Below are 23,585 nucleotides of genomic sequence, written 5' to 3' on the forward strand. Positions count from 1 at the left end.
CGCGAACGAGCAGTCCGCCGGCGGATGAACCGGTCCGATCGCCCCCTCGTAGGACAGGACGAAGGCGCTCCTCGCCCGGTGGACGGGCGAGGCCGAAGCCTCAGGATCACCCTCGGGCCGCAGCCCGGCAGCCGCTCTCCGGGCCGCTGTCGGCTGCCGCCCACCAGCGCTCCGATCCGCGCCGCTCACGTGGCGCAGACGGACCCACATCAACCAGGTACCGGCGAAGCGAGCCGGCCCCCGTTTCTCGACTTACCCAGCTGCATCGCCTTTCGGCCCGTCGAGCACCATCCATCGAACAAGAGGGATTTCACACATGCGCAACACCCGCCTCGTCCGTCCGGGGAGCAGATCCGCGCTGCTCGGTGTCACCGCGGCCGTCGGACTGTCCGTCGCCGCCGTCACCCTGCCCGCTGCGGCCGACGCTACACCCCACCAACCCGTACGTCCGACGATCGTGCTGGAACACGGAGCGTTCGCCGACGCCGCGAGCTGGGACGGTGTCGTCGCCCGGCTGCAGCGTGCGGGCTACCCGGTGGTGGCCGCCGCCAACCCGCTGCGTGGTCCGGCGACCGATGCCGCTTACCTGCGCAGCGTCCTCGACCACATCGACGGGCCCGTGGTCTTGGTCGGTCACTCCTACGGCGGAACCGTCATCAGCCAGGCCGCCGCGGGCCTCGAGGGGAAAGTGAAGGCACTGGTCTACATCGCGGCGTTCCTGCCGGACGTGGGCGAGAGCTCGATCGGACTGACGGACAAGTTCCCCGGCAGCACCCTCGGCCAAGCCGTCGAGTCCGTCAACTACGCCCTGCCCGACGGTGATCAGGGCGCGGACGTGTACATCAAGCCGGAGAAGTTCCGCAGCCAGTTCGCCGCAGACGTGCCGAAAGACAAGGCCAGGCTCATGGCTGCAGGGCAGCGTCCGATCGCTGCCGCCGCTCTGGAGGAGAAGTCCACCCAGGCCGCCTGGAAGACGATCCCCTCCTGGTCGCTGGTGACCACGGAGGACCGCAACATCCCAGTGGCTGCCCAGCGCTTCATGTCAGCCCGCGCCAATGCCCGCACGACGACCATCGACGCGTCACACGCGGTATCCGTATCCCGCCCCGAGGCCGTCGCCCGCATCGTCGAGCAGGCGGCCCGTACGGTCCGATGACCGAAGGCCCCGTCCTGTCGCTCGTCGTACATCACCGCACAGCCGTGTCCGATCGGGGCACTTCACCCTCAGCCGCATTCACACCGGAAGGCAGCAACTACCATGGCGTTCATCACCGTCGACCAGGAAAACTCCACCAGCATCGAGCTGTACTACGAGGACCACGGCACGGGGCAGCCGGTCGTGCTGATCCACGGTTATCCGCTCGACGGCCACTCCTGGGAGAAGCAGTCTGCTGCTCTCCTGGCGGCCGGCTACCGCGTGATCACGTACGACCGGCGAGGTTTCGGCCGCTCCAGCCAGCCCACCACCGGCTATGACTACGACACCTTCGCCGCCGACCTGAACGTGGTCCTGGAGACCCTCGACCTCGACGACGTCGTCCTCGTGGGCTTCTCCATGGGCACCGGTGAGGTCGGCCGTTACCTCGGCACCTACGGCTCCGACCGGATCGCCAAGGCCGCCTTCCTCGCCTCCCTCGAACCCTTCCTCCTCAAGACCGACGACAACCCCAGCGGTGTCGAGGGCGCCATCTTCAAGAACATCGAAGGTGCCGTCACCGCCGACCGCTACGCCTACTTCACCGAGTTCTACGAGAACTTCTACAACCTCGACGAGAACCTCGGCACCCGCATCAGCGAGGAAGCCGTCCGCAACAGCTGGAACGTCGCCGCCGGCGCCTCCTCGTACGCCTCGCTGGCCTGCGTGGCCACCTGGTCCACCGACTTCCGTGCCGACGTGTCCAAGATCAACGTGCCGGCACTGATCCTGCACGGCACCGCCGACCGCATCCTGCCCATCGAGGCAACCGGGGAACTCTTCCACCAGGCACTCCCACAGGCCGACTACGTCGTCATCGACGGCGCACCCCACGGCCTCCTGTGGACCCACGCACAGGAAGTCTCCGAAGCCCTCCTGGCGTTCCTCGCCAAGTGACCGACGGCCGACGCCTCACCGGCCGCGTGGCCAGCCGTGGGCATGCGGCCCTCGAGCCCGACGACGCTGCAGCGACTGAGTTCAGGGGGTACCGGCCCCCCGCCGCAACAGCAGGGCCGCGCAGCAATGGCTGCGCGGCCCTTGACCCTGTTCACGTCGGCGCGAGAGCAGGCGTCTTCGTCCGGGCGGGCCGGCCCCTGCGTGCGCGGCGGCCACCGGACGCCCGCGTGCGCGATCCCTCGGGCAGGTCTTCGAGGTCAGACCAGGTTGATGTTCTCGGCCTGCGGACCCTTCTGGCCCTGGGTGACGTCGAAGGTCACGGCCTGGCCCTCCTGGAGCTCACGAAAGCCTGTCGAGTTGATCGCGGAGTAGTGCGCGAAGACATCGGGGCCGCCGCCATCCTGAGCGATGAAGCCGAAGCCCTTCTCCGCGTTGAACCACTTCACAGTTCCCGAGGCCATGGTCATGCCTTCCAGTCGATGAACGCCTACCACTCCATGTGGCAGACGGAGGTGATCGCCCTGGTTCCTGCGGCACAGCACAGCAAAACGCCCACACCACAGGCGTGGGCAAGAGGGAATTCCGAACCACGACAGCTGGCACAGACGCTACACGCCCGCACACCGTGTCACCACAGAAATGATCACGCCGTGCAGTCCGTCGGTGCGTGCTGTGCCGAGGCCGACGGGCATATGAACTCCTCGTTGGCGTCGTCGCGCGGGTGGAGTGCGACCAGAGCAATCAGAGTCTTTGGCAGTGGTCACCAGCGGCGCTGTCATCACCGGTGGCCGGCTCTCGCAGCCACGTGGAGGCAGACGGTGTCGGATGTGCTGGCCGATGGTGCCTGCTCGGGCGAGTTCGACGCCGTCTTCGACTCGCTCGCGAAGCAGGACGGCCCGTCGGCCTCCACGCACCTGCACTTCCCTGTCGCCTGGATCCTGCAGGGCACCCTCGGGATCCCGGAGGTGGGTGGGATGTACGGGGTTGCGATCGAGGACGTCGGCGTCTGGAGTGTGGGTGACTTCAGCTGTTCCGGCCAGTGAGCGAGGGCGACGAGAATCTGCTGCACGCGGTGTGGGCCCGACCGTTACCCCGGTCGGGCCCACACCGCTGGTCAGATGCCGGCTCGTGCCTGTTGACCTGGTCAGACCGTCACGGGAGTGCCGGGCATCGCGGAGGCGTGCTGCCGCGAGCCGGGGATGTCCGAAGGCGCGGCCTTGGGCAGGGCGCGGCAGGTGAAGCCGAGCTGAGTCATGGCTCGCAGGACTTCGGTGGCGCTGAAGTCACGGCGGTCCTGGCGGGTGATGACGTGGCCGACTTGCTTGACGGGGTAGTGGCGACGGCCGATGATCACCGATTCTCCGGTGACCGGTTCGGGCTTGATGCCCTTCATCGATTCCAGCACTCCGCCCTTGGTGAGCTCGAAGGGGAAGCGGGCGATGACGCAGCGCATGTGGCCTCACAGGAAGAAGGGAAGACGGTCCGACCAGGGGCGAGGAGTTTCAGCGGAAGTGCCCGGGGCGCTGTTTTGCTCGGCTACGACTGGAACACCGAGGCGACGAGAACACATCGCGAGCCCGGCTTCGCCACCGTGGTCAGCGGGGTGAACGATCCGTGGAAGCAGCGGAGGTCACGCAGGCGGACGCGGTCCGTGCGAGCGCCGCTGTCGCGGACGGTGGTGAGGTCGGTTCGGGTCACCAGGCCCACGGGCTGGTCGTCCTGGTCGCAGACGACCAGCCGGCCCGTGCGTGCGGCGGCCATGACGGCCAGCGCCACCTCCACGCTCATGTCGTCACAGACCTGCGGTCCGGCCGCGTCCATGACGTCCACCGCCGTCCTGTGCAGGGTGTTGGCGCCCGCCGTGCGGGACTGCATCTGAAGCAGCGTCAAAATGTGCCTCCTGTCGAGATGGGTCGACTTCCTGATCACCAAGGTCTAGGCCACGGTGTCGAGGACGGGCCGGCGTGCGGGGGTGCGCCGGGCCGCCGAGGAGGGGCGGCGTCGGCCTCGGGAGGTAGCGCTGCGCTTGGGGCGTTCGACCACCGGTACGGTGATGACGACCGGGACGCCGGACGGGGCCTGAGCTCCGGTGATCCGGCTCAGGGCCTCGTCTCCCGAACGGACCTGGGTGGTCTGCGGCCGGATTCCGGCGTCCGACATGAGGCGGACCATGCCTCGGCGCTGGTTCGGTGTGACGAGCGTGACGACGCTGCCGGACTCGCCGGCGCGGGCGGTGCGGCCTCCGCGGTGGAGGTAGTCCTTGTGGTCGGTCGGCGGGTCGACGTTGACGACCAGGTCGAGGTTGTCGACGTGGATGCCGCGCGCCGCGACATTGGTCGCCACCAGCACGGTGACGTGTCCCGTCTTGAACTGCGCCAGCGTGCGGGTGCGCTGCGGCTGCGACTTGCCGCCGTGCAGCGCCGCGGCCCGTACCCCGCTGTTGAGTAGATCCTGGGTCAGCCGGTCGACGGCGTGCTTGGTGTCCAGGAACATGATCACGCGGCCGTCGCGGGCGGCGATCTCGGTCGTGGCGGCGTGCTTGTCGGCGCCATGGACGTGCAGGACGTGGTGCTCCATCGTCGTGACCGCGCCGGCCGACGGGTCGACCGAATGCACGACGGGGTCGGTCAGATAGCGGCGCACCAGCAGGTCGACGTTACGGTCCAAGGTGGCGGAGAACAGCATCCGCTGTCCCTTGGGGCGCACCTGGTCGAGCAGCGCGGTGACTTGCGGCATGAAACCCATGTCGGCCATCTGGTCGGCCTCGTCCAGCACCGTGATGTCCACGTGGTTCAGCCTGCACTCGCCGCGGTCGATGAGGTCCTTGAGGCGTCCGGGCGTCGCGACGACGACCTCGGTCCCGCCGCGCAGTGCGCCGGCCTGCCGGCCGATCGACATCCCGCCCACCACCGTGGCCAGCCGCAGCCCGACGGAACGGGCGTACGGCGTGAGCGCGTCAGTCACCTGCTGGGCCAACTCACGCGTCGGTACCAGGATCAGCCCCAGCGGCTGGCGGGGCTCAGCACGCCGTCCGGCAGTACGGGCGAGCACGGCGAGGCCGAAGGCGAGGGTCTTGCCGGAACCGGTGCGCCCGCGGCCCAGGACGTCACGGCCCGCCAGGGAGTTCGGCAGCGTCGCTCCCTGGATCGGGAATGGCACGGTCACCCCCTGCTTGCCGAGTTCGGCCAGGAGCTGCCCGGGCATGCCGAGATCGGCGAACGCCTCGACGGAGGGCAGTGCGGGGGTGATCGTCCTGGGCAGAGCGAACTCACCGCGCACCGCGGCGGGCCGGCGGCCGGAACCGCCAGAACGGACGGGCCCGCCGAAACGGTGCGGTGCCTGCGTCGCAAAGCGGCTGCCGCCCTTTCCGGCGTCGGCACTGCCCCTACGGGCGCGGGAGGAGCGGTCGTTCGTGCGGGTGCGGTTCATGCGGAACCTTCCTCGATGCGGCACATATCAAGGAATTCCCGCTGCGGTGAGCGGCACGAAGAATTACAAGTATGGACCGATGCCAAAAGACAGCAGATCTGGCCGACGGAAATCTCCGGGGCACAGACGCTGAAAGGGGGAAGCAATGGAGGCCCTGAGTTCCGGGCGTCAACTGCGGTGCAGCTTGCAGGATGCGCCTGCGCGCCTGAAGGAGGAGTCGCGTGTGTTGAGACTGCAGATTCCTCCGCGTCTTCCGCGGACAAGACCGGCGCGGGAGACGCGTGCAGCTGGGGCCCGCACCCCGAAGGATGCGGGCCCCAGCTACAGATTGTGCGTGAGCGTCAGGCGAGAACGATGTTCTCGGCCGTCGGGCCCTTCTGGCCCTGCGCGATGTCGAAGGTGACCTTCTGACCTTCGAGCAGCTCACGGAAGCCCTGCGCGGCAATGTTCGAGTAGTGGGCGAACACGTCAGCGCCGCCACCGTCCTGCTCGATGAAGCCGAAGCCCTTTTCCGCGTTGAACCACTTCACGGTACCAGCAGCCATGTCATATCTCCTTGGGGCAGTACATCGGAATCCGCACTGCGCGGACACCGCGTCGCCGCGATGATTACCCCGCCGGAAATGACCGGAAATACAGAAGTGCTCCCACCCGGCAGAACCGGGTAGGGGCACCTGAAGTTTCGGGAACCACAACTGCAACTCGCATTGACAGTAGCACACTGGAACGGCCCGTGCGCATAACGCAATTCTGCTCGACGCGGTGCGACAAAAACCCTCACCATGCGGTCCTGCAAAGTCTCTCCTCGCGAGCACAGATTCTGTTCCACTCGGAGCGCTACGTCACTCCGTTTTGCCGGTACGGAAGGCGGAATTCCCTCCGCCCGTCTTAAATTCTCCCTTCGCGATGACAGATATCTGCCACCTCAGTGGGTCAGGAGCGCGCTCACGCCGAGGCGGAGCGCGGGGTCGGCAGCGGCGTTCATCAGCCGTGCGGCTGTGCCGACGGGCGACCGCGGCGGGACGACCAGGAGCACCCAGCGTCCGACGGCGTGGCAGTCCAGGATGATGACATGCTCCTCACCCGCGGAACCCGTCGGGTTCACGGTGATCACTCGGCCGGGTGCCATCACCTTGTGCGGTACGTCGGGCCATTGGGCGGCGTCCACGGTGACGCGTACCGTGGTACCCCAACCCGTTTCCAACGCGGCGACGAGCGACGGCAGTTCCAATTCCAGCGCGTCACAGCGCGGCCACCATGCGCCGTCCAGCGGGCCGTGGCCGGAGCCGGGGGTGAGGGCCAGACGGGGCAGGGGCATGCGATAGGTGTGCCCCTCGTCCGCGAGCGGGGCTTCGGCGGGCGTTCTGCTGGATTCCATCGTGCGGTCCCGTCCCGGGAGCCGAGGTCGGCTGCCCGCTTCGTCACTCGCCGGGAACGGCACCGCCGATAGCGCTGCGCGAATAGCCCTCGATGGGTGCAGCTTATGCCCGGACCGGCGGCAGCAGGCGGGGGAGCGATGTCCGGCCCGTTCACAGGGCCGGCACTGCACGCGCTCTGTCGCCCCCTCCGTCGACCGGATCGATGCCGAAGCGCTGTGCCAGGCACCGCACCGTGGCCAGGCCGCCCGCTCTCACTCCAAGTCGCCAGAGGCCGCACGCCGGGTCGGCCGAGGTTGCCGTCGTACATCTCGATGCACACCTGGGTACCGGACACGTGCAGGTACAGGCGACAGCTGCCGCGGTGCCGCGTGGCGTTGGTGACCAGCTCGGAGACGATGAGGGTCGTCGCCGCGTTCGATCCGGATGCCGGCGAGGTCGATTGCGGCGTCACGGCGTCCCGCGGCGGCCGCCTTCTCGAAGCGCGGCTCGGCCCCCGCGCCCTTGCGGTGCAGCGGTTGTAACGCGAATCGACCCGGCCGAGGCCGCCGCCCTGCGGTAGTGCGTCAGCGCCTCCTCCACCACACACGGATTCCCGGTGTCCATGGGGCACTTGGCGAGGCCATGCAGAGCTCCGGCGTCCCCGGCGTCGGCGGCCCGACGGAACCAGGAGATCGCCTCGCCCAGCTCGCCAGCACCGGAGTGGAGGGAGGTGTCGGCTGCTGCTGGCGCTGCCGGGATGGTGGGTGGCGCGGTGTGCGGTGCCGTCAGCACCGCGGGGCTGCGTGGGCGGTCGGTTCGGTGTCGCCGTGCCAGGTGGGCCAGCCCAGCAGGCGTGGGCGTTCGGTGACCCAGGCGCGCGTGTCGGTGCCGATCTCCGCATCGATCAACTGCTCCAGCATGGCGCTGTAGCGGTTCGACCAGGCCGCGGTGTGCGGGGTCGGCGGCCAGGTTGCGCATCTGCGCGGGGTCTTCTTGGCGGTCGTAGAGCACGACGTCGTTGTGGGCGAACAGCTCGTCGACGGAGTGGGGCCGGTTCGGGGCCAGGGGCGCGAAGTAGCGGCCGAAGGTGTAGCGGTGGTCGTTGCAGGCGCGCAGGAAGCCCCGTTTGGTCCAGTCCGGGCGCAGCTCGCCGGCGGCGATGCGCCGGGGGGCGTCGGGGTCGGCGAACTCGAACCAGAAGTCGGCGTCCAGCATCATGATCGACTCGATGGCGCTCAGGACGCCGTCGCGCACCTGCCCCCCGTGCAGCGCGGGGACAAGGGAGCGGCCCTTTAGGGCGGGGTGGCGGGTCGCGGTCTCGGCCGGGTCGAGACCGGCGAACGCCAGGAGGGTGGGCGCGAGGTCGACCGCGGAGGCGAGGGCATCGGTGCGCACGCCGGCCCTCAGGTCGGGGTGGGCGATGACGAGGGGGACGTGGAGGTTCTCGTCGTAGACCAGGCTGCCCTTCTGCCGCAGGCCGTGGGAGCCGGCCATCTCGCCGTGGTCGGCGGTGAAGACCACGACGGTGTTGCCTGCCTGACCGGAGGCGTCGAGGGCGTCCAGCACGTGCTCGATGCTGCGGTCGACGTCGCGCAGGGCATTGAGGTAGATGTTCAGACCGTCGTACCAGTGCTCGTCGGAGGCCACCGGCCCGAACACGGTGTCGGTCATGCGCTGGTACTCGGTGATCGCCGGGGCGGCGCCGGAGAGGTCGTCGTGGAGGCTGGCGGGCAGGTCGAAGTCCCAGCGGCGCCGGTAGACCGGAACGTCGGCGGCGGCCTTCATCCGCACCGCATGGGCCAGCACCGGCGGCAGCTGCACCTGCGGCCGGCCGCCGTAGTCGAAGCTCATGATGTCGTGCGGGTTGACGAAGTTGACCGCCATGAACCACGGCTGCTCCGCCGCGACGACCGGAGCGCGGTCGCGCAGCCAGTGCACGGCCTGCCCGGCGATCTGTTGTCGTTGTCGTAAATCTCGGTCAGCGGCAGGTGCTGGCCGGTGTAGAGGACCGACCGCGCCGAACTATCTGATCGGGCAGGGGAGCGGCGCCGGCCAGGATTTCGGGGGCGCTGGTGTCATGTCCGTGTTGGGCCGCGAGTGCAGTACGCTGCGGCCGGCACGGACCGACAGCAGGGCGCTGAAGCCGTCGTCCTCCAGACTGTGCCGTGTCTCATGAGACGTTGGCCCGTCGAAGCGACCGGAGCCGGTGAGAGTCTCGGCTCTGCTGCCTCGCAGCGGGCGGATGCGGCCGGACTCCCGTACAGCCTCGTGCCAGAGCAGTTGTGAGGCCTCCGCCTCCGAAGTTGCCTCATATCGACCGTCTTCACACACTCTGACAGCCACGCATTGACGCTCACCGTGACGGTGCCCACGCTGGTAGCAGGGGCCGGTGGAAGGTGGGATCGTGAGTGGTGGGCGCAGTGAGCTTCCCTGGCTGCTGACGGCAGCGGAGAGGGCAGCGCCCGTGGAGGCTGTCGATGTGGTCTCGGAGGACCTGCGGCGGCGATTCAAGGCCCGAAAGGTCTCCTTCCTCATCGTGGACCTGACAGGGAAAGCGGTGGCACGACTGTCCACCGCCGGTGCCGCCGAAGGGGGGCGTGAAGCGGAGCGAATCCCGATGCTGGGCAGCGTCTACGAAAAGGTGATCCGAACTCAGCGCCTGCACCAGGAGGCGACTGCCCAGGGACAGCGAGTGATCGCGCCGGTCACCAACCGGGGTGACGCCATCGGACTGCTGGAACTGCTCCTGCCGGCCGCTCCCGACAAAGGTGTCCTTCACGCGGTCGAGGAAGCCGCCCACGTGCTGGCCTACGTTGTGATCGCCAACGGCCGCTTCACCGACCTGTATGCCTGGGGCAAACGCTCCAGGCCCCCCACCCTGGCGGCCGAGATCCAGTACCAGCTGCTGCCTGCGTCACTGTCATGCGAGGCTGCCCAGTTCACACTGTGCGGGAGCCTGGAGCCTTCCGAAGACCTCAGCGGCGACACCTTCGACTACGCCCTCGACCGCGACACCTTGCACGTGTCGGTGACCGATCCCATGGGCCACGACATCGACGCCGCCCTGGCAGCCACGGTTTTGGTGGGAGCTCTGCGCGGTGCCCGCCGGGCAGGAGCCGGCCTGGCCGAGCAGGCCCACCAGGCCGACCAGGCTCTGGCCGACCACGGCCGCGGTCACGCCACCGGGCAGTTGCTGCGTATCGACGTCCACACCGGGCGGGCCCAGCTCGTCAACGCCGGTCACCCGTGGCCACTGCGTATGCGTGAGGGGATTGCCGAGACGATTCCCTGCCAGGTGGACCATCCTTTCGGGCTTTCCGTAGGTGTGCCCCACTCCTACCGTGTGCAGGACCTCGATCTGCGCCCCGGTGACCGCCTACTCATCCTGACCGACGGCATGCTCGAACATCACGGGGAGGAGATCGACCTGCCCGCCCTGCTGGCGAAGACCCGGGATCTGCACCCGCGGGAGGCCGTGCTGACGCTGACGACCGCAGTCCTGGACGCTGCCGGTGGCCAGCTCGAAGACGATGCCACCGCGATGTGCTTGGACTGGCACGGCCCTCAGGAGACCCAGCGACACGTCAGCTCTGGTGCGGACACTCGGCAAGCCTCGGCCGCACGTCCCAAGCGGTAGCTATGACCAAAGTGGACGGCGCGGTACTTGGAGCTGAGCGGGGCGGCGGGCAACGAGCACCAGTCCGTCGACGGCGCCAGCTTCTGACCACGATCCATAGGACCACCCGGTGCCGTCGGCCGCGCGGTAGGCAGGCGGATCGACGCTGAAGATCGAGGGGCGGGACCATCAGCGGCGCGGTGGGCGGACGGATGGCGAACGGGCGGGCCCGAAGGGCCCTGCCTTGCGCCGAACCGTGACGGGCATCCTTGAAGCTTCAGTGGTATGTCGGCGGTCTCACCCGTACCGGGTGGATTCGCGTGGTGCGCGGGGCGCCCGACGCCGGCGAGATTGCCGCGCTGCTGGCGGTCATCGCGGCAGTCAGCAGTGCCAGTGGCGAGCGACGCGGTCTCGACTGTCATTGACGCGCTCGATGGGTTCATGGCGTAAGGCCGTATCAGCTACCCGGCTCGTGGCGCCACGGCGCACAACCTTCGAACACGTGACGTCGTGCCGCGCGCAGCGAAAGACCGTCTCGGCGAGGCCGACGCCGTCGTGGAGACGGCTGCGGGAGTGCCGGCAGTACCGGGTCTGGATACGCGCCGCCGAGCACGTGCGGCCCATCGACAACGACCTGCGCCTGCTGACCTGTCTTGGGGTGTGAGTTCGTTTCAGGCGGTGGCTGGGACGGCGCGGGTGAGGGGTTGCAGGTCTCCGTAGAGAGCGGCGTGGAATGCGGCGGCCAGTTCGCGGGCCCGGTCTTCGCTGCGCAGGCCGTGCATCATGAAGTAGACCGGTCCTGCGTAGGCATCCAGCTCGATCTCACGGCTTTGGACCAGGCGAGCGATCGCGGCCTGGGCTGCGTCGTTCACGGCGTTTTCGACGGTGTGCCCGGGGCCGGCGGGGAGTGTGTCCGCTTTGACGGTCCACCGCTGGGGTCCTTCGGATTCGACGGCGACGAATACGGCGTGCTCTGCCATGGCCTTCCGGTATGTGGTCTGGAAGGCGTCGGTGCCGGTGGCGTCCGGGATCAAGGGAGCGGGGCACGGGACTGGGAGAGGCTGCACGAGCGCACTATCCCAAGAATTCCCAAGTGAGGCACAAGGAACAATCACCAAGTGAGGCATAAGGAGTACCGGCAGCAGAAGGTCCAGTTCAGGGCTCATGGTGGTCCCGGTCCTTGCGGCACTCACCCCAGGGCGATGCCGCAAGGACTGAGAGGGACGCGTTGGAGGCGTCCCCTGGCTGAGAGGAGCGGCGGCGGCCCTCGCGGGAGTGCGGGCTGCTTCTCCCCTCCGTGCTCAGGGTCCTCGTACACGATCCGCTTCGGCAGAGGCCGTTGGACTCATGGCGGCGCCATTTGGCCCTGTCACATCCGATGCGCGATAAGCCCGGGCGAAGCAGATCGTCGCCGCATCTGTACGGCGTCTGAGGACTCGCCGGGGTGCATCGCCTTGATCACGGTGGCGATGCCGGCCGCGGTCGTACGGATCAGCAGGACGGCATCACGAAGAGGATCAGCGGCAGCGCGACTTTCATCGGTGGGCCTGCGGCGATGAGGCCGGAGATCAAACCGTTCATGTCGTCCCTGGTCGGGGTCCTGACGGAGGGCCGAAGCAGCTGGGCTCGGTGGACCCGGTACCTGGCCGCTTATGCGCATCCGGCGCGGCCATCGCCGCAGGTGAACGCTGCAAGACCAATGAGTCGATGCTTCGCCTGGCTGGAGCAGCGGGGTATCAGCACCTGCCGAAATGGCTAGTCAAGTGGCGACGGTGCCGACATCACCGAGTTGCCACAGTCGCGACGGCGGAATGGTGCGTGGGCCGCGCGGGCTGCGATCACGGCGTGGCGCTCTGAGCCTTCGGAGTGGCGTTGCAGGCCGTCGTCGACGACCCACGCCAAGTCGGAGGTTCTCGGCCATGTGGCCGCCGGGGGCCGCACTCCTTGTCATACGCCCCACCATCGCCACAGTATTACGGCCGTAAGGTAAACGATCGTAATTCAATTGCTCGAGGAGTCCGTCATGGCCACCCAACGGCCGGTAGCATTCGTGACGGGGGCGTCATCGGGGATCGGTAACACAACCGCTCGCGCCCTCGCCGCAGCCGGGTTCGAGGTGATCGGAACCGGGCGGAACACCTCGGGACTGACCCCGCCGGCCGGTGTGACCTTCCTCGACCTCGACGTGACCAGTGACGAATCCGTCACCGCCGCCGTCCAGGAAGTGATCGAACGGTTCGGTCGGATCGACGTCCTCGTGAACAACGCCGGTCTGGGCTCGGCCGGCGCCGCCGAGGAGAACTCCGTCGCCCAGGCCCAGAGCCTCTTCAACCTCAACTTCTTCGGTCTCGTCCGCATGACGAAGGCCGTCCTGCCGCACATGCGCGCCCAGCGCCACGGACGTATCGTCAACCTCTCGTCCGTCCTCGGCGTCATCCCGCAGCCCTACATGGCCCTCTACGTCGCCGCGAAGCACGCCATCGAGGGCTACTCAGAGTCCCTGGACCACGAAGTCCGCGAGCACGGCGTCCGCGTCCTGCTCGTCGAGCCCGGCTACACCCGGACCGCCTTCGATGCCAATGCCGCGCAGCCCGACACCCCGCTGCCGCTGTATGAGGAGCGGCGGCGTGTCTTCGACGAGGTGGTCGCTGAGGCGATGAAGGCCGGCGACGACCCCGCCGTCGTCGCCAAGGAGATCGTCACGGCAGCCACCGCCGCGAAGCCGAAGCTGCGCTACGCCGCCGGACCGCTCGCCTCACGCATCACCACCGCGCGACGTCTCGTCCCCGCCGGGATCTTCGACAAGCAGATCCGCAAGTTCAACCGGATGCCCGGCTGACGTCGTACCCGGCTCAACGATCTGCGGGGCGCGCGAGAGGCCCGTTCAGTTCTGACCTGACAAGGAGCAGCGCCATGGGAATCAGCGCGGAAGCACAGCAGTTCGCACATTTCCTCGGAAGCGTGCGCGCGAAGGCGTCGACACCGGGCCTCGATCTGGCCGTCGTCCGCGACATCGTCGACACACATGCTTCGGCATCGCCTGAGCCGGAAGGCGTCACCTACGCCGACGTGGACGCCGACGGCGTTCCCGCCCTGTGGGTCATCCCTGAGGGCGCCGACCCTGACAAGGCGCTGCTCCACTTCCACTTCGGCGGATCGGTCGCCGCCTCCACTGCGTCGGACCGCAAGGCCGCCGGCCGCATCGCCAAGGCAGCCGGAGCCCGCTCACTCGTCGTGGGCTTCCGCCTGGCACCCGAGCACCCCCACCCGGCGCAGATCGACGACACCGAGGCCGCCTACCGCTGGCTCCTCGCGAAGGGCTACGAGCCGCGGAACATCGGCAGCACCGGCCACTCGATTGGAGGCACCCTGGCGGTCGCGCTGCCGCTGCGCCTGCTCGCCAAGGGTGAGGCAACCCCCGGGGCGATCGTCAGCATCTCGCCGTGGACCGACCTCACGATCAGCAACCCGAAGGTGGACGACAACGAGAAACACGACAAGATGCTCAGCCGGGACATCCTCGAGCAGTTCCGAGCGGCTTGGTTGCAGGACCCCGGCGTGGACTTCGCCGACCCCGACATCAGCATCGTGAACGCCGACCTGACCAGCCTGCCGCCCACATCCCTGCACTACGGGGAGTCCGAGACGCTTGCCGGCGAGGGCGCCGACTTCGGCCGCCGACTCGCCGACTTCAAGATCCCCTCCGAAGTCCGCCCGCTGCCCGGGGGCCAGCACTCGTTCATCCTCGGCGCGGGGCGCGTGCCGGAGGTGGACCGGGCGATCGGGCAGATGGGTCAGTGCCTTCGCCGGCACCTCGGCAGCTGACGTGGAAGCCGCCCGGACATGCGCATCGTCCGCCAAGAAGGCAACCGAGAAGATCACACAAAGAGATGGCTGACATGAAGGCATTCGTCGTCGAGAAGTACGGCAAGGACGGCCTGCGCGCCGCAGACGTTCCCGAGCCCACCGTCAAGGACGGCGACGTCCTGGTCCGGGTGAGCGCCGCCGGCATCAACCCGCTGGACAAGATGGTTCGCGACGGGGAGTTCAAACGACTCCTGAAGTACAAGCTGCCCTTCGTACTCGGCCACGACATCGCCGGCACCGTGACGCAGGTCGGGTCCGCCGTGCGCGCCGTGGCCGTCGGCGACGAGGTCTACGCACGTCCCCGCGACCTGCGGATCGGAGGCTTCGCCGAGTTCATCGCGATCGACCAGGACGACGTCGCACCCAAGCCGCAGTCCCTCACCCCTCGCGAGGCGGCCGCGGTGCCCCTGGTGGCACTGGCCTCCTGGCAGATCCTCGTCGACCGCGCCCACGTGATGCCGGGTCAGAAGGTGCTCATTCACGCCGGTGCCGGGGGCCTCGGATCGACGGCCATCCAGCTCGCCAAGCACCTGGGCGCCACGGTGGCGACGACCACGAACACCCGCACCGAGAAGTTGGTCAGCACCCTCGGCGCCGACATCGTCGTCGACTACACCAAGGAGGACTTCTCCAAGGTGCTGTCCGGCTACGACCTGGTGCTGGACTCCCTGGGCGGGGCGAACCTCGGGAAGTCGCTGACCGTGCTGAAGCCGGGCGGTCTGGCCATCGGCGTCGCTGGCCCGCCGGACGCCGGTTTCGCGAGGCAACTCCGCGCCCCCTCGTTCCTGGGCATGGCCATGAACGCGCTTAGCCGAAAGGTGCGCAAGCAGGCCAAGGCCCTGGGCGTGCGCTATGAGTTCTTCTTCATGCAGGCCAGCGGCACCCAGCTCCGCGAACTCGGTGCCCTGTACGACAACGGACGGCTCCGCCCGGTCATCGACCGCACTTTCCCCTTCGACCAGACCCTCGAGGCGATGGCGTACGTCGAGCAGGGGCGTACCACGGCCGGAAAGGTCGTGATCTCGATGGCGCCCGGCAACGACTGAATCGGGCCGGCCGCGAAGAAGGCGTTGCGATGCTCCGGATGCCGGTCGCCTCCCATTGGAGTTCGTTCGTAATCCCATACGATGGCGAAGCCGGCGGAGGGCAGGCGACCCTTCCCGCGCACAAAGGAGCGAGCGCGTGGCGCGTTACGGGAAAGAACACAAACAGGCGACCCGGCAGCGGATCATCGAGACCGCCGGCCGCCGGTTCAAGAAGGACGGTATCGACGGCTCGGGCATCTCGACGCTGATGGCGGACGCCGGACTGACCAACGGCGCCTTCTACGCCCACTTCGAATCCAAGGACGACCTCGTGGCCGCCGCGGTCGCGGACCAGTTGCGTACGCAGTACGCGAACGTCATCGAGCAGGCGGCCACCGGGATCGCCGGACTCGAGCAGATCGTACGGTGGTATCTGTCGCCCCAGCACCGCGACAGTCCCGACGACGGCTGCCCCTCCGCCGCACTCCTCGACGAGGTAGGGCGCTGCGCGGACGAGACCAAGCAGGCGTACACCGACGGCGTGCTCGCCGTCATCGACGGTATCGCCGCTCGCCTGGCGCCCACCGATCCGCGCTCGGTGCGCACGAAGACCCTCAGCGTCTATGCCATGATGGTCGGGACGCTGCAGCTCTCCCGCGCCCTGGCCGACCGGCGACTCTCCGACGAGCTCCTCGAAGAGGGCATCCGCAACGCCCTCACTCTGCTCAGCGCACAACCACCGGCTACTGGCGGCTGAAGGTGCTGTTCGACGGGGACGAGGTGCCCTCCCGCGCACGGCCGGGCAGCAAGCACCACGTCCTCACCGACGGCCAGGGCATCCCGCTCGCAGTGTCGCTGACCGGCGGCAACCGCAACGACGTCACCCAACTCCTGCCCCTGCTCGACAAGGTTCCACCGGTCGCCGGTGTCGTCGGCCGCCCGCGCCGACGCCCGGACGCCCTTCTCGCCGACCGCGGCTACGACCACGACAAGTACCGGCGCCTGGTCCGGGCACGAGGAATCACGCCAGTCATCGCCGAACGAGGACAGGAAAACGGCTCCGGCCTGGGCATCTTCCGTTCTGTGGTCGAGCGCACGATCGCCTGGCTCCATGGCTTCCGACGGCTGCGAATCCGCTGGGAACGACGCGACGACATCCACGAAGCCCTCCTCGGCCTCGCCACCTGCCTGATCACCCACCGACACGTCCAACGCCTTTGTTAGGACGTCTTAGAGAGCATCTGATCAGTGTTCACGCTGATGTGGGTGGGATGCCCGTTTCGATTCGCCAGGTTGGTGTAGATTCTCCGGTCAGTTCGCGGGACATTTTGTTAGCCATCGCCCAGTGGATCATCGCTCTCGACCTCTGCGGGAGGGCTTCATAGTCGCCCGCCAGGCGGCGGTGCTGCATGAGCCAGCCGAAGGTCCGCTCGATCACCCACCGCTTCGGCAGCGGCTCGAACCCCTTCGTCCGCTGCCGCTGAACCACCTCGACATCGATGCCCAACCGGGCGCCGTGGTTGAAGATGCTGTTCTGGTAACCGCCGTCGGCCCAGACCTTGGTGACGCTGGGATGCGCCGCGGCTAGGTCGTCGATCAGGAGCTTGCCGCCGGTGGTGCCATGGACGTTCGCGGCGGTGACGAGGACAGCCAGCACCAGGCCGAGAGTGTCCGTGATCAGGTGCCGCTTTGTTGGGCAGCTTGGGTCCCTTGGGCTGTTTTCGGACGGCCGGTTGGTCGGTTTGCCGGAGCAGGCGTGTCGGCACCGTTTCTCCGTGGTCCGGCGCGGTGGGGCGAAGCGGGCCGAGGACGGGCGGTGCCTCCACCGACGGCGGTTGCGGTGAACGCACCGCCTGTTGTCGGGGTGTCAGAGGGCGATGATCTGCCACTGCTGCTCGGGTGCGCGGGTGTAGGTCAACTGGTCGATGTTGGCCCCGTCGGCGGTCGAGCCCGCATCGACGTTGAGCGACAGGCCGCTGAACCGGTTGGTGAGGTAGTAGTAGCCATCGCCGGTGGGCGTGACCGCCCAGTGTTGCTGGGGAACGTCGTCGTCTGCATAGATGGCGACGTTCCCGCCGTCCACCCGCGAGAGTCCGGCCACCTCCATCAGTTTGCCGCTGTTCACGTTCTTGATCTCGTAGTAGCCGTCTCCAGTGGAGGCGAAGGTCCACTTCTGTGCGGTGTTGTTCAGCCACGGCCACTGCTGGATGTTGGTGCCGTTGGCCGTACCGAAGTTGAACACGTCGACGACCTTGCCGCTCTTGCGGTTGACGATGCGGTAGACCGTGCCGTCGCCAGGGAGGACACCCGACACCAGGGTCGGCTTGGCAGTTCGGCCGCCGATGTGGAGGTTGCCTATGTTGGCGTAGCCGCCGGTGGCCGCGTTGGCCCGGATCCGTACGAATCCCACGTTCCGGGCGGGCCATTCGGCCACCTTGGTGGTGCGGTCTCCGGCCCAGGTGCCGGTGGCGACCTGGGTGAAGTTCGTGCCGTCGGTGCTGGTGGAGATGGTGTACGAGGTGATGTCACCGTCGGTGGTGTTGCTGCGGTTCCACTGCTTGGGCAGGTACTCCAGGGTGGAGACGTTGCTCCACACCCCGCCCAGGTCGATCGTGATGGAGTGGGGCAGGGCGGGGGACAGTCCCCAGGTCGACCAGCAGGTCTCGTAGTTCTTGTCGCTCAGTCCGTCGATGGCGTTGAGCGGTCCCTCTCCGGTGCGGAATGAGGTCGCGTAGGCGCTGACAGGTGTGACGGGGTGCTCGGCGCGCAGCATCTGTGTCGGCAGTGGCGGGCGGGAGGTGTTGGGGCTCCAGGCCGCGCCGACTTCGGCGAGTCGGTTGACGATGTTGGTGTCGAGCCTGCCGTCCCGGTTGGGCGGGCAGTTGAGGATGAACGAGGTGTACTTCGGTTCCAGGTCGGCCAGGTGGGACAGGATCGCCGCCTTGCTCATGGGGTCGGTGGTCGGCGTGGTCGGATGCCAGAACCAGCCGTTGCTGATCGTCTGCCCTTGCGTGGCGGCGTAGGTGTTTCCGGCCGGCGCGGTGACGCCCAGCGGCTCCTCGAAGTAGATCGCGTCACCGAGGAACGGCTCCGACAGCGCACCGTGGTCGATCATGATGATGTCCGGCTGGAGCGACTTCACGTGCTCGCGGATCCGCTGGTAGGAGACGGCCTGCTGGCCCATCTGCCACGCATAGCCGTCGGTGATGAAGATGTCGATGGTGCCGTAGTTCGTGAGCAGTTCGGTGATCTGGCCGAGGATTAAGGTCATGTCGCCGGGCTGGATGGCATCCGTGGTGTCGAGCCCGGACACCGTGTGCCGGCTCTCCCACGCTTCGATGCCGAAGGTGCGGTCCCATATCGAGTAGTAGAGTCCGACCTTCAGTCCCTTGGCCCGGAAGGCGTCGCAGTACACCTTCACCACGTCATGCTTGTAGGAGCTGTTGGCGACGTTCTGGGTGCCGTAGGCGCTCGGCCACAGGGCGAAGCCGTCGTGGTGCTTGGTCGTCAGGATGCCGTAGCTCATCTTCGCCGCCACGGCGGCGTCCGCCCACTGGGCACAGTCCACGGCCGTGGGGGCGAACAGGGCGGGGTTCTGGTTGGGCTCGGCCCACTCCTGGTTGGTGAAGGTGCCCAGGTTGAAGTGGTTGAACATGCCGAACCGCATGTTCACCAGCTTCTCCAGGTTGGTCTGCAGGTCGGCGGCTGCCGCCTGGGACACCAGGCTCGAGAGGGCGGGGGCGACGGGCAGTACCGTGGCGGTGGCAGCGCCGGCGGCGGCCCCCAGGAACGTGCGGCGGGACAGTCTTCCTGACGACATGGGTGTGCTCCCGGTTGAGGGTGGCTCTGCGGCACGGGATGAGGTTTGGCGGCGGCACCCGAGGGCGGGCGGGCTCCAGAGTTTTGGGCGCGGCTCTCCAGATGGGCTCCGAAGCGCCGGATGTTACGCATGAAGGTCGGTGACGTCACTGCCCCGTGTCAACAGGTGAATGGATGAAAGTGCTCACGGGCAGAGCGGAATTGGCGGTTTCGTCCCTCCGCGTACCTTTCCATTTCCTGTAGACATGCCATGTTCTGCAGGAGGCGGAGAGTGATCTACGAAGCGCCGCAGCGGTTCGGGGAGTGGTGCACCCGGCTGCCGCGGCGCCATCCGCGCCCCTCGCTCGCCCTGCACCCGGAGGGGGTGAGCGCAAGGGGGCGTCCCATCACAGACCGGCATCATTGATGGGATGGATTGATCCAAGGAGGCTGATGATCGAGCCTCTCCAGAACGCCCTACCTAATCTGTGCAGCAAACTTTGTCGCCACCCTAGACGGCACCGCCAACAAGCCTCTATAAACATCCCATCTCTGGGGGCGACACACAGCGGTCGCATCTCCGAAACAACCACCCGCTACGGGACCAGCGCGAGGAAGTACCCATGAGACTCAGAACCGGCCTCTGTTCCGCCGTCTCCGCCCTCTCCGCAGTGGCGCTGCTCAGCGCCTGCAGCGGCGGCTCCGGCACCGCTTCGTCGAGCAGCGCCCCGCTGGTCGGCGTCGACTACCCCCGCTCCGACACCGACTTCTGGAACTCGTACATCAAGTACACACCTCAGTCCGCCAAGCAGCTCGGCCTGTCCCTGAAGACCACGAACTCGCAGAACGACGTCGCCAAACTGACCGCCAACGCACAGACGTTCATCAGCCAGGGCGTCAAGGGCATCGCGATGGCCCCGCAGGACACCGCCGCCATCGCGCCGACACTGGCGCAGCTGGAGGCGAAGAAGATACCGGTCGTCACCGTCGACACCCGTCCCGACAGCGGCAACGTCTTCATGGTGGTGCGCGCGGACAACCGCGCCTACGGCGAGAAGGCCTGTCAGTTCCTCGGCGCGAAGCTGAACGGCAAGGGCAAGGTCGTCATGCTGGAGGGCGGCCTCGACTCTATCAACGGCCGTGACCGCACCGAGGCGTTCAACGACTGCATGAAGAAGAACTTCCCCGGCATCAAGGTGTTCGGCGAGGCCACGAACTGGGACGGCGCGACCGCGGCGCAGAAGCTGCAGACGGACCTGACCGCCAACCCGGACATCAAGGGCGTCTACATGCAGTCCAGCTTCGCCCTGTCCGGCACGCTCCAGGTGCTCAAGCAGAAGGGCCTGCTGGTGGGCCCAAAGGACAAGAAGCACGTCTTCATCGTGTCCAACGACGGCATCCCCGAGGAACTCAAGGACATCGCCGCGGGCAAGATCGACGCCACGGTCTCCCAGCCGGCCGACCTCTACGCCAAGTACGCGCTGTACTACCTGAAGGCCGCGATCGACGGAAAGAAGTTCAAGCCGGGCAAGACCGACCACGACAGCACGATCATCCAGGTCCGTGCCGGTCTGCTGGAGGACCAGCTGTCCGCTCCGCTGGTGACCGCCGACGGCGGCACGTTCGGCGGCGTCCCCAGCGTCAAGAGCGACGACACGTCGCTGTGGGGCAACAACCTCGGCTGACCTGCCTTCCCAAGGAACCCAACGGCCAACCATCACAAGGCGGTTGAGATGAGTGACGGGGAGCGTACTGTCACACCCGCGCCCGCCCCGGCGGACGACGGGCGGGCCCCCGCAGCCCCGCCCGTCGTCGAGGCGACGGGCATAGTCAAACGATTCGGTCCGACGGTGGCCCTCAACGGCGCCCGGATCACCATCAGGCCCGGCGAGACCCACGCGCTCGTCGGCCGCAACGGGGCCGGCAAGTCGACCCTCGTGTCCGTCCTGACCGGCCTGCAGGCTCCCGACGAGGGAACGGTCACCTTCGGCGGCGACCCGGCACCACGACTCAGCGACCGCGACGCCTGGCGACAGCGCGTAGCCTGTGTCTACCAGAAGTCGACGATCATTCCCACGCTGACCGTCGCCGAGAACCTCTTCCTGAACCGGCACCACCACGGGCGGGGTCGGCTGATCAGCTGGCCCGGCGTACGCCGCCGGGCCCAGGAACTGCTGTCGACCTGGTCGGTGGACGTCGACCCGCAGTCCCCGGCCGGCGAGCTGAGCGTCGAGCAACGGCAGTTCGTCGAGATCGCCCGGGCGCTGTCCTTCGGAGCCCGGTTCATCATCCTCGACGAGCCCACCGCACAGCTCGACGCGGCGGCCATCAACCGGCTCTTCGACCGCATCCGCGACCTGCAACGCCAGGGCGTGACCTTCCTGTTCATCAGCCACCACCTGCAGGAGGTCTACGAGATCTGCGACATGGTGACGGTGTTCCGCGATGCGGCGCACATCGTGACCGCCCCGGTCGCGGACCTCCCCCGCGCCGAGCTGGTCGCGGCGATGACCGGCGAGGCGGCGACCGACCGGCGGCAGGAGCGTGTCGGCAGCCTGGACCACAGCACCGCACCCGCGCTGGCCGTGCACCGCCTCGGCAGCGACGACACCTACACCGACGTCACCTTCCAGGTGGGCGCCGGGGAGATCGTCGGCCTCGCGGGTGCCGCCGCCAGCGGACGGACGGAGGTCGCCGAGACCGTCGTGGGACTGCGGGCCGCGGCGACCGGGGACCTGGAGATCGCCGGGCACCGGCCGCGGCCGGGCAGCGTGCCCGCCGCGCTCGCCGCCGGGGCGGGGTTCGTCCCGCAGGACCGGCACCATCAGGGCTTCGTGCCCGACATGTCGATCGCCGACAACGCCACCTTGTCCGTGCCCAAACGGCTGGGCAGGAACGGCTTCCTCAGCCGCGGCCGCCGGGACCAGCTGGCCGGGCGCATGATCGAGAACCTGGCCATCAAGACACCGGGACCCGAACTGCCCGTGTCCGCCCTGTCCGGCGGCAACCAGCAGAAGGTCGTCATGGCGCGCGCCTTGGCCGACGACCCCCGGCTGCTGGTGCTGATCAACCCGACCGCGGGCGTGGACGTGCGCTCCAAGGAGTTCCTCCTCGGCAAGGTCGAGGAGACCGCCGTGTCCGGCACCGGGGTGCTCATCGCCTCCGACGAACTCGATGACCTGCGCATGTGCGACCGGGTCCTGGTGATGTTCCAGGGCCGGGTGACGACCGAGATAGCCCGCGGCTGGCACGACCACGACCTCGTGGCCGCGATGGAAGGAGTGGACCTCGATGCCTGAAACCGTCCTCGCCGAGGGCGCCGCCCAGGCCGTGGAGCCCAAGCAGAAGCGGACCGCGCTCTTCGGCGGCCGGATCCCACTGGCCCGGCTGCGCGACCTGGCGCTCGTCCCGGCGATCGTCGTCATCGCGATCGTCGGCCAGATCGTCAACCCGGTCTTCCTGCAGGCCGACAACCTCATCAACGTCCTGCAGACCATGTCCGAGATGGCCCTGCTGGTCCTCGCCCAGACGATGATCCTCATCGTCAAGAAGATGGATCTCTCCCTGGAGTCCACCATGGGCCTGTCGCCCGGCGTCGCGGCCTGGCTGGTCGTCCCGGCCGGCGCCGGACACGGACTCGGGCTGCTCCCCGGCGCCTGGGCGGTCCCCATCACCCTCGCCGTGGGCGCGCTGGTCGGCGTGATCAACTCGCTGCTGATCATCCGCTTCGGCCTCAACGGCTTCATCGTCACGCTCGGCATGCTGATCGTGCTACGGGGCATCCTCACCGGCATCTCCGGCGGCCAGACCTTCTTCCAGCTGCCGCAGTCGATGCTCTACACCGGCACCGCCGAATGGTTCGGCATGCCCGCCTCCATCTGGATCTGCCTGGCCCTGTTCGCCGTCGCGATCGTGGTGCTCGGCTGGACCAGCTTCGGCCGCTCGCTGTACGCCATCGGCGGCAACGTCGACGCCGCGAAGGCGGCCGGCATCCGCACCGACCGGGTGCTGTGGATCGTCATCGTCACCGGCAGCGTGCTCGCCGCCCTCGCCGGGCTGATGCTCTCCGGACGTCTCGCCTCGGTCGCCTCAGCACAGGGCAACGGCTACATCTTCACCGTCTTCGCCGCCGCCGTCATCGGAGGCATCAGCCTCAACGGCGGCAAGGGCACCATGTTCGGCGCGTTCTGCGGCATCCTGCTGCTCTTCATGATCCAGAACGTGCTGACGCTGGCCGGTGTCCCGGCCCAGTGGATCGGCGCCCTCAACGGCCTGATCATCCTCGTCGCCCTCGCCATCTCCCGCATCACCGGCGGCAAGGTCCAGGAATGACCCGGGCGGCCCGCCGGCCGCCCGACCTCCGCCGCGTTCACGTCTCGCCGCAAAGAGGGGAACCCATC

Annotated in this window: 22 protein-coding genes and 2 pseudogenes; 14 read left to right on the forward strand and 10 right to left on the reverse strand. The window is 68.0% G+C overall.

Going from position 1 to position 23,585, the window contains the following annotated elements; all coding sequences use genetic code 11:
- Positions 1-316 precede the first annotated feature (316 nt).
- Positions 317-1,156, forward strand: a complete 840-nt coding sequence (locus FBY22_RS18240; protein WP_142146810.1) for an alpha/beta fold hydrolase — start codon at positions 317-319, stop codon at positions 1,154-1,156.
- 102 nt (positions 1,157-1,258) lie between these two features.
- The gene (locus FBY22_RS18245; protein ID WP_142146812.1) at positions 1,259-2,092 is read left to right on the forward strand and encodes an alpha/beta fold hydrolase; all 834 of its coding nucleotides are present in this window, start codon (positions 1,259-1,261) and stop codon (positions 2,090-2,092) included.
- 257 nt (positions 2,093-2,349) lie between these two features.
- Here the strand turns inward: FBY22_RS18245 and FBY22_RS18250 are convergent, their stop codons facing one another.
- Positions 2,350-2,553 carry a cold-shock protein gene (locus FBY22_RS18250; RefSeq protein WP_142146813.1) on the reverse strand — a complete coding sequence of 68 codons (204 nt, stop codon included), beginning with the start codon at positions 2,551-2,553 and terminating at the stop codon, positions 2,350-2,352.
- A gap of 357 nt (positions 2,554-2,910) precedes the next feature.
- Between FBY22_RS18250 and FBY22_RS45075 the strand changes: the two genes are divergently transcribed.
- The gene (locus tag FBY22_RS45075; protein WP_260844918.1) at positions 2,911-3,135 is read left to right on the forward strand and encodes a hypothetical protein; all 225 of its coding nucleotides are present in this window, start codon (positions 2,911-2,913) and stop codon (positions 3,133-3,135) included.
- A 101-nt stretch (positions 3,136-3,236) separates the two neighbouring features.
- Here FBY22_RS45075 and FBY22_RS18260 read toward each other — a convergent pair whose 3' ends face one another.
- From FBY22_RS18260 to FBY22_RS18285, 6 genes are all read right to left on the reverse strand, one after another.
- Positions 3,237-3,545: an SCO5918 family protein gene (locus tag FBY22_RS18260; protein ID WP_142146815.1), complete on the reverse strand. Its 309-nt coding sequence runs from the start codon at positions 3,543-3,545 to the stop codon at positions 3,237-3,239.
- A gap of 83 nt (positions 3,546-3,628) precedes the next feature.
- Complete coding sequence (locus FBY22_RS18265) at positions 3,629-3,982, reverse strand: CBS domain-containing protein (protein WP_260844919.1); 354 nt, start codon at positions 3,980-3,982, stop codon at positions 3,629-3,631.
- 45 nt (positions 3,983-4,027) lie between these two features.
- Positions 4,028-5,521 (reverse strand): DEAD/DEAH box helicase, encoded by a 1,494-nt coding sequence (locus tag FBY22_RS18270; RefSeq protein WP_142146817.1) that lies wholly within the window; start codon positions 5,519-5,521, stop codon positions 4,028-4,030.
- A 341-nt stretch (positions 5,522-5,862) separates the two neighbouring features.
- The gene (locus tag FBY22_RS18275; RefSeq protein WP_014145516.1) at positions 5,863-6,066 is read right to left on the reverse strand and encodes a cold-shock protein; all 204 of its coding nucleotides are present in this window, start codon (positions 6,064-6,066) and stop codon (positions 5,863-5,865) included.
- A 380-nt stretch (positions 6,067-6,446) separates the two neighbouring features.
- Positions 6,447-6,899, reverse strand: a complete 453-nt coding sequence (locus FBY22_RS18280; RefSeq protein WP_142146819.1) for a DUF5994 family protein — start codon at positions 6,897-6,899, stop codon at positions 6,447-6,449.
- A 448-nt stretch (positions 6,900-7,347) separates the two neighbouring features.
- Positions 7,348-8,817 (reverse strand): sulfatase-like hydrolase/transferase, encoded by a 1,470-nt coding sequence (locus FBY22_RS18285; RefSeq protein WP_160159897.1) that lies wholly within the window; start codon positions 8,815-8,817, stop codon positions 7,348-7,350.
- A 526-nt stretch (positions 8,818-9,343) separates the two neighbouring features.
- Between FBY22_RS18285 and FBY22_RS18290 the strand changes: the two genes are divergently transcribed.
- From FBY22_RS18290 to FBY22_RS43905, 3 genes are all read left to right on the forward strand, one after another.
- Positions 9,344-10,516 (forward strand): PP2C family protein-serine/threonine phosphatase, encoded by a 1,173-nt coding sequence (locus tag FBY22_RS18290; protein WP_174267170.1) that lies wholly within the window; start codon positions 9,344-9,346, stop codon positions 10,514-10,516.
- A gap of 302 nt (positions 10,517-10,818) precedes the next feature.
- Positions 10,819-10,920: an acyl-CoA carboxylase epsilon subunit gene (locus FBY22_RS45960; RefSeq protein ID WP_399211486.1), complete on the forward strand. Its 102-nt coding sequence runs from the start codon at positions 10,819-10,821 to the stop codon at positions 10,918-10,920.
- Between the two features lie 77 nt (positions 10,921-10,997).
- Entirely contained in the window at positions 10,998-11,159 is a 162-nt protein-coding gene (locus tag FBY22_RS43905; protein WP_160159898.1) for a hypothetical protein, read from the forward strand.
- Positions 11,160-11,166: 7 nt separating this feature from the next.
- Here the strand turns inward: FBY22_RS43905 and FBY22_RS18300 are convergent, their stop codons facing one another.
- Entirely contained in the window at positions 11,167-11,475 is a 309-nt protein-coding gene (locus FBY22_RS18300; protein ID WP_260844920.1) for a hypothetical protein, read from the reverse strand.
- A 1,043-nt stretch (positions 11,476-12,518) separates the two neighbouring features.
- Between FBY22_RS18300 and FBY22_RS18305 the strand changes: the two genes are divergently transcribed.
- The 5 genes and pseudogenes from FBY22_RS18305 to FBY22_RS18325 all read left to right on the forward strand — a co-directional run.
- Positions 12,519-13,334 (forward strand): oxidoreductase, encoded by an 816-nt coding sequence (locus FBY22_RS18305; protein WP_142146829.1) that lies wholly within the window; start codon positions 12,519-12,521, stop codon positions 13,332-13,334.
- 74 nt (positions 13,335-13,408) lie between these two features.
- Positions 13,409-14,320, forward strand: a complete 912-nt coding sequence (locus tag FBY22_RS18310; RefSeq protein WP_142146831.1) for an alpha/beta hydrolase fold domain-containing protein — start codon at positions 13,409-13,411, stop codon at positions 14,318-14,320.
- Between the two features lie 74 nt (positions 14,321-14,394).
- Positions 14,395-15,408: an NADP-dependent oxidoreductase gene (locus FBY22_RS18315; protein WP_142146833.1), complete on the forward strand. Its 1,014-nt coding sequence runs from the start codon at positions 14,395-14,397 to the stop codon at positions 15,406-15,408.
- Between the two features lie 136 nt (positions 15,409-15,544).
- Positions 15,545-16,144, forward strand: a complete 600-nt coding sequence (locus FBY22_RS18320; RefSeq protein ID WP_142146835.1) for a TetR/AcrR family transcriptional regulator — start codon at positions 15,545-15,547, stop codon at positions 16,142-16,144.
- A gap of 14 nt (positions 16,145-16,158) precedes the next feature.
- A pseudogene (locus FBY22_RS18325) lies at positions 16,159-16,611 on the forward strand (IS5 family transposase); the annotation flags it as partial.
- A gap of 28 nt (positions 16,612-16,639) precedes the next feature.
- Here FBY22_RS18325 and FBY22_RS18330 read toward each other — a convergent pair.
- Together FBY22_RS18330 and FBY22_RS18335 are read right to left on the reverse strand one after the other, a co-directional pair.
- A pseudogene (locus FBY22_RS18330) lies at positions 16,640-17,077 on the reverse strand (transposase); the annotation flags it as partial.
- Between the two features lie 177 nt (positions 17,078-17,254).
- Positions 17,255-19,207: an alpha-L-fucosidase gene (locus FBY22_RS18335; RefSeq protein ID WP_174267171.1), complete on the reverse strand. Its 1,953-nt coding sequence runs from the start codon at positions 19,205-19,207 to the stop codon at positions 17,255-17,257.
- A gap of 601 nt (positions 19,208-19,808) precedes the next feature.
- Here FBY22_RS18335 and FBY22_RS18340 point away from each other — a divergent pair.
- From FBY22_RS18340 to FBY22_RS18350, 3 genes are read left to right on the forward strand one after another with little or no spacing between them, the layout of a single operon-like run.
- Entirely contained in the window at positions 19,809-20,870 is a 1,062-nt protein-coding gene (locus FBY22_RS18340; RefSeq protein ID WP_142146837.1) for a sugar ABC transporter substrate-binding protein, read from the forward strand.
- A 48-nt stretch (positions 20,871-20,918) separates the two neighbouring features.
- Entirely contained in the window at positions 20,919-22,484 is a 1,566-nt protein-coding gene (locus tag FBY22_RS18345) for a sugar ABC transporter ATP-binding protein (protein WP_142146839.1), read from the forward strand.
- A complete protein-coding gene (locus FBY22_RS18350) occupies positions 22,477-23,517 on the forward strand; it encodes an ABC transporter permease (protein WP_142146841.1) in 1,041 nt (346 codons plus the stop codon). Before FBY22_RS18345 ends, FBY22_RS18350 begins: the two co-directional genes overlap by 8 nt.
- The last annotated feature ends 68 nt before the right edge of the window (positions 23,518-23,585 follow it).

Origin of the sequence: Streptomyces sp. SLBN-31 (assembly GCF_006715395.1) — a bacterium.
Classification (GTDB): Bacteria; Actinomycetota; Actinomycetes; order Streptomycetales; family Streptomycetaceae; genus Streptomyces.